A 13,963-nucleotide genomic window follows, 5' to 3' on the forward strand; every position below is an offset into this window, starting at 1 on the left:
AAAGCGCTGAATAATCAGCGCTTTTTTTCATGTTCAGGCGGCATTATGAGGGCGATGCGTCACGTCGCCACGCCCCTTCAGCAATCCCTCAACGGAAACATCCTCGTCCAACGCATCCCAATGGATGCCGCGAGCGCTGAGTTCATACTCTGCCCGCTGTTCTTGCGTCGCATTCAACAAACGCGGAAACCAGGCCAGTGGCACGCCAATAATTCGGGCGTCGCTCAGTTCGACCCACATCGTCGCATCGTCAAAGCTGACGCGTTTAGCCGAAATACTCATGCCAAGCCTCCAAAAACAATGCCTGATAGGTATCAACCAGACCCGCCAGCTCTTTTAGCGTTCTGGCGTTAAAGCCGTCATTACGCGCCAACTGCACGCCAGGAACCAACCAGAATTTCGCTTCAGCCTCAGCATCTCTGATATGAACATGCGGCGGCTCAAGCGGGTCACCCTCGTTGGAATAAAAAAAGAACCTGTAGCCTTTATAACGGAATATCACTGGCATCAATGCAAAATCCTTTTGCCGATTGATTATAGTTTAGCCAGTTTGTCAGATAGCCGTCGTGAGGTCAAAAACGCACGGCGGCTACGCCTATCCGTTACTTCAACGCTTTCAGCAGATCCTTGCGCTGGGTTTCCAGTGCGGTGACGCGGTTGCACACATCATGGCCGAAGTTCTGGAAGTCCTGCTCCTGATTGTTCCATTCGTTCTGGATCGCCTTCTGCAAGCCGCCCAGGTTGCCCATGATCGCCTGCAGCGGGTTACCGCCGCTGTTGGCGGCCTGTTTGACGCCCATTTCGTTCAGGCTGTCCTGCAGCACGCCGCCCATGCTCTGCTGCACGATGTTGCGGCCATCCTGTTCCACCTGGTCGATCGCCTTGTGGTGGAAGGTCAGGCCGTCGCTGCGGTGCTCGATGATGCGGTTCATCTGCTGTTTCAGCTGGCCATTCAGGGTGGTCAGCCGGTTGCGCACGTTGCTGTTGCTGCCCAGCTCTTTGACGATCACTTTATCCAGCGCTGCGCGGGCTTTCTCCAGGTGTTTCTGCGCGCCGTCGTCGATCCACGGCAGTTGCTTGCGCAGCGCGCTCTGGTAACTGAAGGCTTTCTGCCGCTGGCTGTCGTTCAGGCTCAGCGCCTGGCCGTTGCGGATCACGTCGCCATCCGGCGAGATTTGCAGGTCGCCGCTGGCGCCTTTCACCTGCACGCTCTGCGGGCTGATGATCACATCGTCCTGGGGTTTAACGCTGCATTGGTACTCGGCGTGGGCCTGCGCGGCAGTCGCCGCCAGCAGCAGTAAGGCTAACCCGGTTTTCTTCAACATAGCTTCTCCTGACTCCCATCCAGACTGGGATTAAAAAATCGAACGACCGATACGTTGAGACAACAGTTCCAGCGCCGCAGTTCCCGCCAGCGAGTTGCCGGAAGCATCCAGCTCCGGCGACCAGACGACGATCGACAGCTCGTCCGGCACGATGGCCACGATGCCGCCGCCCACGCCGGACTTGCCCGGCATTCCCACCCGATAGGCGAATTCGCCGGCGCCGTCGTACATGCCGCTGGTCATCATCAGGGCGTTGATCTGCCGAGCCTGCAGCGGGCTGATCACCGCCTCGCCGCTGAGATCGCGGCCGTGATTGGCCAGATAGACGAAGCTGCGCGCCAGCTCCACGCAGCTCATGCGCAGCGCGCAGTAATGGAAATAGGTTTGCAGCACGGTGATCACGTCGTTCTCGAAGTTGCCGAACGACTTCATCAGATAGGCGATGGCCGCATTGCGATCGGAGTGTTCGAATTCGGAACGCGCCACCCGCAGGTCATAGGCCAGGTCGTCTTCGCCGGCCAGCTGACGCACCACCTCCAGCATGCGCTGTTTGGGGGCGCTGAGCCGGGTTTGCAGCATGTCGCACACCACCAGCGCGCCGGGGTTGATAAACGGATTGCGCGGTTTGCCCTGCTCCATCTCCAGCTGCAGCAGCGAATTGAACGGCAGGCCGGAAGGCTCTTTGCCCACGCGCCGCCAGATCTCAGGCTCCTGATAGCGCGTCAGCGCCAGCGTCAGGCTCAGCACTTTGGAGATCGACTGGATGGAGAAGCGCTCCGCGGCGTCGCCGGCCTGGAACAGTTCACCGTCCACCGTACACACGGCGATCGCCAACCGATCGGCGGGCACTTCTGCCAACGCCGGGATGTAGTCGGCCACTTTCCCCTGGCCAATCAGCGGGCGCACCTGTTGCAGGATCTCCTCCAGCAACGCGTTATCCAATGTAGTTACCACCTCGGTCACACTCCGGGCAAAACAAAGGCGCCGTTAAGGCACCTTAAATCCATCCCCGTCATACTTGAATCCGCATCTGTGTTGGCTGCGAGCGCTCACCCCAGTCACTTACTGAAGTAAGCTCCTGGGGACTCACACTCTTGCCGCCGTGATGCAAATCCAATTATTTAGGGGGAAATAAGCGGCGCGAAGCCGCGCTCATCGGGCAAGCGCGATCAATCCCACCAGATATCGAACAGATCGCTGACCTTAACGTCGGTCAGTTTGCGCGTTTCCAACCAGTTTTTCACCAGTTCGCGATGCTCGTCGGTGCAGTGGCCGATCTTCTGCAGGCAGATCAGACCTTCCCACTGCAGGTAGCCGCTGCCGTCAAACGCCAGGCCGTTCGGCTCGATCACTTCATCGATGAAGGTATCCAGCGTGCTGTCGATGTCTTCCACCGACGTGCCTTCGGCAAAACGCCAGGCTACGGAGAAACCCAGCTCCTGAAATTCTTCAATGTGCAACTTTTTACGTAAACGACGACTGCGGTTCTTAGCCATTATTCTTTCCTCTCAAACATCAAGTCCCAAACGCCATGTCCCAGGCGCTGGCCGCGTAATTCAAATTTCGTCAGCGGGCGTGAATCCGGACGCGGCACGTAATCATTATCGCTGGAAAGATTACGGTAGCCTGCGACCCCGTTCATAACCTCTAACATATGTTCCGCATAAGGTTGCCAATCGGTAGCCATGTGGAAGACGCCGCCGGTCTTCAGCTTGCGCAGCACCAGTTCGACAAACGGCGTTTGCACGATGCGGCGCTTGTTGTGGCGCGCCTTGTGCCACGGATCGGGGAAGAACAGCTGCACCATGTCCAGCGAGCCGTCCGGGATCATGTTTTCCAGCACTTCAACCGCATCGTGGCACATCACGCGCAGGTTGCTCAGCTTCGCCTCGTGGGCGTCGGCCAGGCAGGCGCCCACGCCCGGCGAGTGCACTTCGATCCCTAAAAAGTTCTGCTGCGGATTGTTGCCCGCCATGGTCACCAGCGAGGCGCCCATGCCAAAACCGATCTCCAGCACCGTCGGCGCTTCGCGGCCGAACAGCGCGGAGAGATCGACAGCGTCAGCCTGATACTCCACGCCCATCACCGGCCAATAGTTCTCCAGCGCGTGCTGCTGGCCTTTGGTCAGCCGCCCCTGGCGGCGGACAAAACTGCGGATACGGCGCATCGCGCGGCCGTTCTCATCAAATTCCGGGGAGATGACGTCATTAATCATAGTGCTTTCTGTCTGTTTGGCTGCCAATTAGGGAAACGCGCATTATGCAAAGATACATTGGTTTAGCAAGTGTTCATCTTCTGTACCCGCCGTGCGGCGTCGGAAAGTTCCGGTTTACAGCATCATGACTCTATGCTGCAATCTCGCTTCATTTTCTGCCGGATAACGACGCTGCTCATGATGCAAGCACAACAATTCGCACAGGTGGTGCTTGACTGGTACCAACGCTACGGTCGCAAGACCCTGCCGTGGCAGCTGGAGAAAACCGCCTATCAAGTATGGCTCTCCGAGGTGATGTTGCAACAGACTCAGGTTGCCACCGTCATTCCTTATTTTCAGCGCTTTATGGCCCGTTTTCCCAACGTGCGCGCGCTGGCGGAGGCTCCGCTGGACGAAGTGCTGCATCTGTGGACCGGCCTCGGCTATTACGCCCGCGCCCGCAACCTGCACAAGGCGGCGCAGACCATTGTCGCACAGCACGGCGGCGAGTTCCCGACAACCTTCGCAGAAATCGCCGATTTACCGGGCGTCGGCCGCTCCACCGCCGGCGCGGTGCTGTCGTTGGCGCTGGGCCAACACTATCCGATCCTCGACGGCAACGTGAAGCGCGTGCTGGCTCGCTGCTACGCGGTGGAAGGCTGGCCGGGCAAGAAAGAAGTCGAAAATCGGCTGTGGAAAATCAGCGAAGAGGTCACCCCGGCGCAGGGCGTCGGCCAGTTCAACCAGGCGATGATGGATCTGGGCGCCATGGTCTGCACCCGCTCCAAGCCCAAGTGTGAACTCTGCCCGCTCAACGTCGGCTGCCTGTCTTACGCCAATCACAGCTGGGCCAACTACCCCGGTAAGAAGCCCAAGCAGACCCTGCCGGAAAAAACCGCCTACTTCTTATTGCTGCAGCACGGCGACCGCGTGTGGCTGGAGCAGCGCCCGGCGGTGGGCCTGTGGGGCGGCCTGTTCTGCTTCCCACAGTTCAGCGCGCGCGTGGATGTGGAACTCTGGCTGCAGCAGCGCGGTCTGAAAGGCAAGCGCCTGGAACAGCTGACCGCGTTTCGCCACACGTTCAGCCATTTCCATCTCGATATCGTGCCGATGTGGCTGTCGCTCGACGCGGCGGGCAGCAGCATGGATGAGGGCGCGGGTCTCTGGTATAACTTAGCGCAGCCGCCGTCGGTCGGGCTGGCAGCGCCGGTGGATCGCCTGTTGCAACAGCTGGCGAAGCAGCCCCCGATCCAACAAAACTTATATGGCGATAGCGCCATCGACGAGGAATTAGCATGAGCCGCACCATTTTTTGTACTTTCCTGCAGCGCGACGCCGAGGGCCAGGACTTCCAGCTTTATCCCGGCGACGTCGGCAAGCGCATCTACAACGAGATCTCCAAGGAAGCCTGGGGCGAGTGGATGAAGAAGCAGACCATGCTGATCAACGAGAAGAAGCTGAACATGATGAACGTGGATGATCGCAAACTGCTGGAAGAGGAAATGATCAAGTTCCTGTTCGAAGGGCACGACGTGCACATCGAAGGCTATACGCCGCCGAGCGAATAACGCTGTTGGGGCCAGGCGCTGGCCCGCTTCAATCCTCTTATACTTCTTCCAAACGGCTTTAAGATGAAGAAAATTTTAGCTTTGCTCGTAATAGCGCCTTTGCTGATCTCCTGTTCCGGCAAAAAAAGTGAAGAAATCAACGAAGCCTGGATCAAAGACACCAACGGCTTCGACATTCTGATGGGGCAATTCGCTCACAACATCGAGAACATCTGGGGTCTGAACGAAGTTCTGATCGCCGGGCCGAAAGACTACGTCAAATATACCGACCAATACCAAACCCGCAGCCACATCAACTTCGACACCGGTGCCATCACCATCGAAACCATCGCCACCACCGATCCGGCCGCGCACCTGCGCCAGGCGATCATCAGCACGCTGCTGATGGGTGACGATCCGAGTTCCATCGATCTCTATTCCGACGCCAACGATATCCAGATCAGCAAAGAGCCGTTCCTGTACGGCCAGGTGCTGGATAACAAAGGCGCGCCGATCCGCTGGGAATGGCGCGCGGCGCACTTCGCCGATTACCTGCTGCAGACCAAGCTGCAAAAACGCACCTCCGGCCTGCACGTCATCTACTCGGTCACCATCCAACTGGTGCCGAACCACCTGGACAAACGTGCGCACAAATATCTGCCGATGGTGCGCAAGGCGTCGGAAAAATACGGCGTGGACGAATCGCTGATCCTGGCGATCATGCAGACCGAATCGAGCTTCAACCCGTATGCGGTGAGCGGTTCGGACGCGCTGGGCCTGATGCAGGTGGTGCAGCACACCGCCGGTAAGGATGTGTTCCAGATGCGCGGCAAATGGGGCACCCCGAGCCGCAGCTACCTGTTCGATCCAGAGAACAACATCGATACCGGCACCGCCTACCTGGCGATCCTGCAGAACAACTACCTGGGCGGCATTCAGAACCCGACCTCGCGCCGCTATGCGGTGATCACCGCCTACAACGGCGGCGCCGGCAGCGTGCTGCGGGTGTTCTCCAGCGACAGGACGCGCGCGGTGGGCATCATCAACGGCATGCAGCCGGGCGACGTGTACCAAACGCTGACCACCAAGCACCCGGCCGCCGAGTCGCGCCGCTATCTGGTGAAAGTGAATACCGCGCAGAAGAGCTACCGCAGAAAGTAGCGCTTCCCGCGTGGATAGGAGAAGGGCCGGTGCGAACCGGCCCTTTTTTTACTGCTTGATCATATAGCCAAAGATGCGCTTCCAGCCGTGATCTTTTTTCTCGATGTAGACCCCCTGCAGCTCCGGCGAGAAGCCCGGCAGGCGGTTGATACCCTCCTCGAGCGCCAGGAAGTAGCGCTGCACCGCGCCGCCCCACACTTCGCCCGGCACCACGCACAGCACGCCCGGCGGATACGGCAGGGCCCCTTCCGCCGCGATGCGCCCTTCCGCCTGGCCGATCGGCACCAGCTCGACGTTGTCGCGGATAAACTCCACGTTGGCGTCCTGCGGGTTCATCACCACCGGCGGGAAATGATCCTGACGGAACATCTCCTTTTGCAGCTGCTTAACGTCAAAGCTGACGTACAGATCGTGCATCTCCTGACACAGCCGGCGAATGCTGTAGCCGCGGTAATGCTGCTCGTTCTTGCGGTACACCGTCGGCAGCACCACGCTCAGCGGCGCATCCTCTTCGACATAGCGTTCGAACTGCGCCAGCATCTCCACCAGCTGTTCCATCTTGGCCGGGTTCTCCGCCGGGGTCAGCAGGAACAGGATCGAGTTGAGATCGCACTTCTCCGGCACGATGCCGTTCTCGCGCAGGAAGTTGGCCAGAATGGTGGCCGGTACGCCGAACTCGGTGTATTGGCCGGTCGCGGCGTCAATCCCCGGCGTGGTCAGCAGCAGCTTGCACGGATCCACCAGATACTGATCCTGGGCATAGCCTTCGAAGCCGTGCCACGTCTCCCCCGGCACGAAGGTGAAGAAGCGCGCGTCGTTGGCGATCAGATCGGTATCGTGATCCTGCCAGTCCTTGCCCGCCACCTGCAGCGGAATAAACGGCTTCAGCTGCGAGCAGCGCGTGAGCAGCTGTTTGCGCGTCTCGATGCCCAGCTTGACGCAGTCCATCCACATGCGGCGCCCGGCGGGGCCGGCGTGCATCTTGGCGTTGACGTCCAGCGCGGCGAACAGCGGATAGAACGGGCTGGTCGACGCATGCAGCATGAACGCGTTGTTCAGGTGCTTGTGGTTGCAGTGGCGTTTTTGCCCTTTGATATGGTCGTCTTTCTTATGGATCTGCGAGGTCTGCGAGAACCCCGCCTGCTGTTTATGCACCGACTGGGTGACGAAAATGCCCGGATCGTGCTCGTCCAGCTCCAGCAGCAGCGGCGAGCACTCTTTCAGCATCGGAATAAAGCCTTCGTAACCCACCCAGGCGGAGTCGAACAGAATGTAATCACACAGGTGGCCGATGGTGTCGATCACCTGGCGAGCGTTGTAAATCGTGCCGTCGTAAGTGCCGAGCTGAATGATCGCCAGCCGGAACGGCCGCGCCGCCGCGGCTTTCTCCGGCGCCACCTCGCGGATCTGCTCGCGCAGATAGCGTTCGTCGAAGCAGTGCGCATCGATGCCGCCGATAAAGCCGAACGGGTTGCGGGCGGTTTCCAGATAGATCGGCGTGGCGCCGGCCTGGATCAGCGCCCCGTGGTGGTTGGATTTGTGATTGTTGCGATCGAACAGTACCAGATCGCCGCGGGTCAGCAGCGCGTTGGTCACCACCTTGTTGGCCGCCGAGGTGCCGTTGAGCACGAAGTAGGTTTTATCGGCGTTGAATACCCGCGCCGCGTGCTTTTGCGCATCCTTGGCCGAGCCTTCGTGGATCAGCAAATCGCCCAGCTTGACGTCGGCGTTGCACATGTCGGAACGGAACAGGGTCTCGCCATAAAAATCGAAAAACTGCCGGCCGGCCGGGTGTTTGCGGAAGAACTCGCCGCCCTGATGCCCCGGGCAGGCGAAGGTCGAGTTTTCCATCTCGACGTAGGTCTTCAGCGTTTTGAAGAACGGCGGCAGCAGCGCCTGCTCGTAGGCGTCGGCGGCGGCCTCCAGCTGCGCCATGTAGAACGGCTTGCTGGCGCCGGCCAGCAGCGCGAAAACACCACTGACAAACGGCAGATAGTCCGGCGAGAGATGCTCGTCCCCTTCCACCGCCACGAAGGTCGGAATGTCGAACCCCGTCGCCTGCAAGCGCGCCAGAATGCCTGCGTTCACGTCGGCGACCGACACCACCGCCGCCGCCACGTCGGTGCAATCCGTCTGCTCTACGCGCACGATCTGGCGCAGCGTCTCAATGGTGGCGACCAGGCTGGCGCTGGTCGCGATTTTCAATTCTTTCATCATGCTGACTCTCAAACGGTGAAGGATGAGGGTGTGCCACCGGCACGGCAATGAGATAACGCGGTTATCCCGGTAAAAGCGATACCCGGGCACGGCAGCATAAGCGGCGTGCGTGACCGGCTCATGATCGGGGATCATCAGGCGGCTATCGGGGGAACTGGTCTTGGCAGCGTCCGACAGGCATCAGTAAAATCAGGGCCGCAGCGCTGGCTTTACGCATGCCTAACAGCGAGCGTCAGGCGGCCTTACCGCATGGCCGGCAGGCGTATTCGGGCGGATGACGTGCGGAGGAAACAACGGCGGAACGGTGGCGGCGTCAGATGTCTGGTGCGCAGCAGCGCTTGAGCAACAAAACCAGTCATGCCAATAACCCTCTGGCTTATAAGAAGCGGAAACACCGTCAGGGAACGGAGAGTGCTAAAATTTGCGCAATGATTGCATGATTCGTTGCAGGGTTCAAGCGAGAATCGCCTTGATTGAACGCCCATTGATTAAAGAATAATTCATTGTTATTTAATTGAAAAACCAAAAATCGCGCGTTTTAAGATGGTATAAATACACGTTTTATATGCATATTTATTGAATGCGGATATCCCCCCGTCCCCCGCCCCTCCGGGCTTGCTGCCTGAAAATAGAGCAACCGATCGGCTTTGTGACAGAAAGCGATTGACGCCATCCGGCCAATACGGTTTAATGCGCCCCGTTGCCCGGATAGCTCAGTCGGTAGAGCAGGGGATTGAAAATCCCCGTGTCCTTGGTTCGATTCCGAGTCCGGGCACCATATTTAGAATAACCCGCCTATGGCGGGTTTTTCGCTTTCTGGAGTACGAACTCTCCATCGAACTGCGTTCGATTATTCGGTCAAAGGCCTCACCCTGCGGGCCAGCGCTAAAGCCCTGTTCAACGCGGCGCCAGCGCCGGTTGTCCGAGTCCGGTCGCCCTATTCAGAAGAACCCGCCTATGGCGGGTTTTTCGCTTTCTGGGGTACGGACTCTCCATCGAACTGCGTTCGATTATTCGATCTTACGGCCTCACCCTGCGCGCCAGCGCTAAAGCGCCACCGCATCATCCGATGGATGTGCAATTTCGCATTACAGGTGCACTTTCTCAAAAGGCCCGCCCCCAATCCTCCACGCGTCAAACGAGCGCACTCATATTCTCCGTTTATCGAGTGTTTTTTATTGTCATTCGGTGATGGAATATAGCCACGAACCTCTAAAGGTATCACTTTGTTAAATCACAACATATTGAATTAAAACTAGGAACATTCCGAATAAAAACGACATTGCTGTTAATTCATTCATATAAGGCTATGCTGAATTTTACCCATTGATAAGACATTTTTATCCTATTCCGCTGCCAACGCGAAATAATGGAGGATCCGGCGACAATGGCAATTGATATGTATATGAAAGTTGAAGGAATGACGGGCGAGTCCCAAGACAGCAATCATAAAGGATGGACCGACGTACTTTCGTTTAACTGGGGCGCTTCACAGCCAGGAAATATGGCTGTCGGCGGTGGAGGCGGTTCCGGGAAAGTGAATTATCAAGACCTCCGTATTCAAGCGCTTATCGACAAATCTACACCCGCCATTCTTAAATATTGTTCCAGTGGAAAACATGTCGCGAAAATCGAGCTTTCCGTATGCAAAGCGGGTGGCAACCAGGTGGAATATTCCAAAATCGTTCTCGAAGACGTGCTGGTGACGCAAACCGATTTTAATGGTGTCGGTCAAAATGATGCGATCCTGGTTGATTACGCCTTCCAGGCGTCAAAAGTCACCATGAGTTACTGGGAACAAGGCAGCAGCGGCACTAAAGGCGCTGAAAGCAAATCTGGTTGGGATATCAAGCAGAATAAAGAGAGCTAAGTGCATTCGGGCACCTAACAATACGTTAATGATCGGGTGATAAAATCATGGCAATGGATATGTTTTTAAAAGTTGAAGGCATTAATGGCGAATCGAAAAATGCGAATCACAAGCAATGGATCGATGTCTTCTCCTTTAACTGGGGCGCGCGGCAGCCTGGCAATATGGCCGTTGGCGGCGGCGGCGGTACGGGTAAAGTGAATTTTCGCGATCTGACCGTACAGGCTCTGATAGATAAAGCGACACCTGCCTTATTGAAATACTGTTCGGCCGGTAAACACCTCGCCAAGGTGCAGTTGTCGCTTTGCAAAGCCGGTGGGCAGGAAGTGGAATATACCCGCATTACTCTGGAAGATGTATTAGTGACTCATACCGACTTCATCGGTGTCGAGCACGGTTCCACGCTAGGCATTGAATACTCTTTTCAGGCCGGTAAAGTATCGATGGAATACTGGGAGCAAGCGAAGCAAGGCAATAAAGGAGCTTCGGTGCAGATGGGCTGGGACATTAAGCAAAATAAAGAAAGCTAATCACATTACGGTGCATATCGTAATGGCGGGGGGATTATGGCATTTCCTAAGTCACATGAAATTTTAGCTCTGACATCGCAACACGAATCGAATAATCGGGTGTCAGCCAACTTTTTGACCCGTGAGATTTTGAATGAGGCGCTGATCCTAGTCAGGTCTCTGTCACCAGAAGAAGTCTTTCGATTAACAAAAACGGAGACCGGCCAGATCGCATTTACGCTGGGTGAACTCAAAGATGAAAACAACCGCCGATTGACCGCCAATAATATTGAGTCAGGACAACGACCAGGCGGAAGAATTAATCACCTGGATAACCGCATTAATGTCTCTTTTCCCGGAACCTCATGGCAAATGGGGGCGCGTGTTCAGCATTTTGAGAATATCGCGTCGAGTACCGTCGGCGGAGCCGGTCTGGTTTTGATCGCGGGATTATGGACGGGGGCCGGTTCTGGCGTTGGCAGCATTTTAGGCAGAAATGCCGCCCAGCTCGCGGTAGTGACTGGCACGTATTTGGGTAAACGCTTCGTGACCAATAAAACCATGGTCGTGAATCAGATGGCAGCACATATCAAAAACCTTGCCGATATGTTTAACTCCACCCACAACGCCTTTAATGATTTCAAGTTCGAAAGCGCAGCCAAGCGCGCACAATACAGTCCCGATCCTCAGGCACAGCACCCTATTACTTTTGAACAGAAAGTCACGGATAACAATGCAGTTCCTGCTAATCATACCGATGCCATTCAGGCTATCGTGCGCCGTTTTGTGACGGGAACTTACCAACGTGTAGATATCGTCGGCCAGGGCGATATGTTTATAAAAGTCTTTTTCAGCGATGGGGAACTGGACATTTCGCAAGCCCAGTATGACTACCTCAGCAATTTGAAGCTCCCGTGATTGATCAACCTGGCAGGTCTTCGCGGTTCTGGCGCAACGGTTGTCATTCTGTCCAGGGTGCAAAAATGCCCCGAATTGACGAAAAGATTTTTATTGTCGGTAAGAATGGTCAATGACGATGACAAGGCAGACTGCCGGATCGGACGCGATCGTTGCACCAGCGTGGCCAGGTTTTTTCACACTCGGCTCGAGCAAGCGTCCTCTCCGGGCAGTCTTTGTCCGGCATTAATTAAACGAACCCTCCCCCCGGTAGTTAACGCGAACCATCCGCGTCCATAGGGTGCAGCTCGGGGTAAAATATTGCCGTTCGGGGGGCAACAAGAGGAGATAAAGGTACAGAAGTGTGCGTATCACCTTAGTGAAAAAGTGTGACGCCCTGCCGCAAAATAACATATTGAATTAAATGATAAAAATCAACTTACAACGCACAGATTTCATAATTTCACTTCCGATTTCATCTTTGCAAAAAGCATCCTGCCTCTAATATCACGTTATTTCACCTTCCCCGCGCCTATTTTAAGGCTATTCTAAGCATCGAATACACCGAGCCCGGCAGTGCAATGGCATATACATCAGAAAAGCAGATAAGAACTCATACGGTGGGCATCCTCCCTGGTGGCCGTTTTCATGGCTTGATGAATCAGGGGGGCATCGGAATTTTACTTAGGAATATTCATTAAATACACGCGCAAACCTTCATAGGGATTTTCATGGAAAGAAATACGCCCGTAGCCTTTGCCTGATGCGCTACCGAATTCTAAACGGGCATTTAAAATTGCGGTATTTTGGCCCGCACACCTTTTAATTACATTTAATTCGTGAAGCTTACTTATAAGAAAAAGGCAGCCTGGTTGCTATAAGCCACCCTATCTGCAGTCGTATTTCTGGGTATTATTCTCATTATACTGGAGCTTATTAATGAATCAGCGTTTGGATATCATCGGTATTGGCCTTGGCCCGTCGAATCTTAGCCTGGCAGCCTTAGGAAGTGAAATAGAGGGATTTACGGGACAGTTCCTTGAACGCAAACCTCATTTCTCCTGGCACCCAGGGATGATCCTGGCGGATTGCAGTATGCAGACCAACTTTTTAAAAGATTTAGTGAGCGCGGTTGCCCCAACCAATCGCTACAGTTTTCTCAACTATCTGGTAAAAAACAGAAAATTTTATCGTTTCCTAACGACGGAGCAGCGCACCGCATCGCGCGAAGAGTTCGCCGATTACCTCACCTGGGCCGCCGCCGGGATGGGATCATTGGCATTCAATCAAGACGTTCAGCGGGTCGAATTTGACGATCGGCAGCGCCAGTTCGTGGTGACCACCTCGAATAAGGTCTTCCACGCCAAACACGTCAGCATTGGCATAGGCAAGAAAATAAAGTTGCCGGATTGCGTGACGATGCAAAGCGATCGCTGTTTCCATGCCAGCGAAATGATGCTGCGCAACCCCGATCTGACCGGCAAACGCGTGGCGATCGTCGGCGGCGGCCAGAGCGGCGCAGATCTGTTCCTGAATATGTTTAAAGGAGAATGGGGGCAGCCGGCGCAGCTCGACTGGATATCGCGCCGCAATAACTACAATGCGCTCGATGAGGCTGCTTTTGCCAACGAATACTTCACGCCCGATTACGTCGAGAGCTTTTACTCACTGGACAGCGCGGCCAAGCGGCATATGCTGGCCGAACAGAAGATGACCTCAGATGGCATCACCAGTGAGTCGCTGCTGGCGATTTATCGCGCCATGTACCACCGCTTCGACGTCCTGCGCGAGAAATTATGGGTGCGCCTGCTGCCCAGCCGTTCGCTGACGGCCGTGAAACACACGCTGGATAACGCCTACCAGCTCGAAACGCGTCATCATCTCGATCACGGCCAGGAAACCTTCAAGGCGGACGTGGTGATCTTTGCCACCGGTTATCAATCGGCGACGCCTGAGTTCCTTGAGCCTTTGGCCCACCGGTTGTTAAAGACTGCGGACGGCGAATACCGCATAGCCCCGGACTTTACCTTTGAGTGGGAAGGCCCAGTGGAGAACTGCTTATTTGCGATGAACGCCAGTATGCATAATCACGGCATTGCCGATCCTCAGCTGAGCCTGATGGCCTGGCGATCGGCCCGCATTCTTAATCGGGCGTTAGACCACAAGCCATTTGATCTGGGAACAACGCCGACAGCCATTCAATGGCGCAGTGAAAGCGTACCGCCCGCGTTTTAAATACAAGA

Annotated in this window: 14 protein-coding genes and 1 tRNA gene; 8 read left to right on the forward strand and 7 right to left on the reverse strand. The window is 55.8% G+C overall.

Annotated elements, in window-relative coordinates; genetic code table 11:
- Positions 1-33 precede the first annotated feature (33 nt).
- From ACJ8OK_RS18310 to trmB, 6 genes are all read right to left on the reverse strand, one after another.
- A complete protein-coding gene (locus ACJ8OK_RS18310) occupies positions 34-282 on the reverse strand; it encodes a DUF2442 domain-containing protein (protein ID WP_004937422.1) in 249 nt (82 codons plus the stop codon).
- Positions 266-508: a DUF4160 domain-containing protein gene (locus tag ACJ8OK_RS18315; RefSeq protein ID WP_004937418.1), complete on the reverse strand. Its 243-nt coding sequence runs from the start codon at positions 506-508 to the stop codon at positions 266-268. Before ACJ8OK_RS18315 ends, ACJ8OK_RS18310 begins: the two co-directional genes overlap by 17 nt.
- A 94-nt stretch (positions 509-602) precedes the next feature.
- Positions 603-1,325 carry a DUF2884 domain-containing protein gene (locus ACJ8OK_RS18320; RefSeq protein ID WP_015379052.1) on the reverse strand — a complete coding sequence of 241 codons (723 nt, stop codon included), beginning with the start codon at positions 1,323-1,325 and terminating at the stop codon, positions 603-605.
- 30 nt (positions 1,326-1,355) lie between these two features.
- The gene (gene glsB, locus ACJ8OK_RS18325; protein ID WP_004937414.1) at positions 1,356-2,279 is read right to left on the reverse strand and encodes a glutaminase B; all 924 of its coding nucleotides are present in this window, start codon (positions 2,277-2,279) and stop codon (positions 1,356-1,358) included.
- Between the two features lie 215 nt (positions 2,280-2,494).
- Positions 2,495-2,821 carry a YggL family protein gene (locus ACJ8OK_RS18330; protein ID WP_442530795.1) on the reverse strand — a complete coding sequence of 109 codons (327 nt, stop codon included), beginning with the start codon at positions 2,819-2,821 and terminating at the stop codon, positions 2,495-2,497.
- The gene (trmB, locus tag ACJ8OK_RS18335) at positions 2,821-3,540 is read right to left on the reverse strand and encodes a tRNA (guanosine(46)-N7)-methyltransferase TrmB (RefSeq protein ID WP_048325379.1); all 720 of its coding nucleotides are present in this window, start codon (positions 3,538-3,540) and stop codon (positions 2,821-2,823) included. Before trmB ends, ACJ8OK_RS18330 begins: the two co-directional genes overlap by 1 nt.
- A 177-nt stretch (positions 3,541-3,717) precedes the next feature.
- Between trmB and mutY the strand changes: the two genes are divergently transcribed.
- From mutY to mltC, 3 genes are all read left to right on the forward strand, one after another.
- The gene (mutY, locus tag ACJ8OK_RS18340) at positions 3,718-4,818 is read left to right on the forward strand and encodes an A/G-specific adenine glycosylase (RefSeq protein WP_311265867.1); all 1,101 of its coding nucleotides are present in this window, start codon (positions 3,718-3,720) and stop codon (positions 4,816-4,818) included.
- Entirely contained in the window at positions 4,815-5,087 is a 273-nt protein-coding gene (locus ACJ8OK_RS18345) for an oxidative damage protection protein (protein ID WP_004937404.1), read from the forward strand. Before mutY ends, ACJ8OK_RS18345 begins: the two co-directional genes overlap by 4 nt.
- A 63-nt stretch (positions 5,088-5,150) precedes the next feature.
- Positions 5,151-6,227, forward strand: coding sequence for a membrane-bound lytic murein transglycosylase MltC (gene mltC / locus ACJ8OK_RS18350; RefSeq protein WP_033632087.1), 1,077 nt, complete (start codon positions 5,151-5,153; stop codon positions 6,225-6,227).
- A gap of 48 nt (positions 6,228-6,275) precedes the next feature.
- Here mltC and speF read toward each other — a convergent pair whose 3' ends face one another.
- Positions 6,276-8,441 (reverse strand): ornithine decarboxylase SpeF, encoded by a 2,166-nt coding sequence (gene speF, locus ACJ8OK_RS18355; RefSeq protein ID WP_442530827.1) that lies wholly within the window; start codon positions 8,439-8,441, stop codon positions 6,276-6,278.
- A gap of 705 nt (positions 8,442-9,146) precedes the next feature.
- Between speF and ACJ8OK_RS18360 the strand changes: the two genes are divergently transcribed.
- The 5 genes from ACJ8OK_RS18360 (at position 9,147) to ACJ8OK_RS18380 (ending at position 13,955) form a co-directional block, all read left to right on the forward strand.
- A tRNA-Phe gene (locus ACJ8OK_RS18360) sits at positions 9,147-9,222 on the forward strand.
- A 609-nt stretch (positions 9,223-9,831) separates the two neighbouring features.
- A complete protein-coding gene (locus ACJ8OK_RS18365) occupies positions 9,832-10,314 on the forward strand; it encodes an Hcp family type VI secretion system effector (RefSeq protein ID WP_004937362.1) in 483 nt (160 codons plus the stop codon).
- Between the two features lie 47 nt (positions 10,315-10,361).
- Entirely contained in the window at positions 10,362-10,844 is a 483-nt protein-coding gene (locus tag ACJ8OK_RS18370) for an Hcp family type VI secretion system effector (protein ID WP_004937359.1), read from the forward strand.
- Between the two features lie 36 nt (positions 10,845-10,880).
- A complete protein-coding gene (locus ACJ8OK_RS18375) occupies positions 10,881-11,741 on the forward strand; it encodes a hypothetical protein (RefSeq protein WP_228392543.1) in 861 nt (286 codons plus the stop codon).
- Positions 11,742-12,659: 918 nt separating this feature from the next.
- A complete protein-coding gene (locus tag ACJ8OK_RS18380) occupies positions 12,660-13,955 on the forward strand; it encodes a lysine N(6)-hydroxylase/L-ornithine N(5)-oxygenase family protein (RefSeq protein ID WP_033632085.1) in 1,296 nt (431 codons plus the stop codon).
- Positions 13,956-13,963: the final 8 nt, after the last annotated feature.

Origin of the sequence: Serratia sp. CY71090 (assembly GCF_052166845.1) — a bacterium.
Lineage (GTDB): Bacteria > Pseudomonadota > Gammaproteobacteria > Enterobacterales > Enterobacteriaceae > Serratia > Serratia nematodiphila.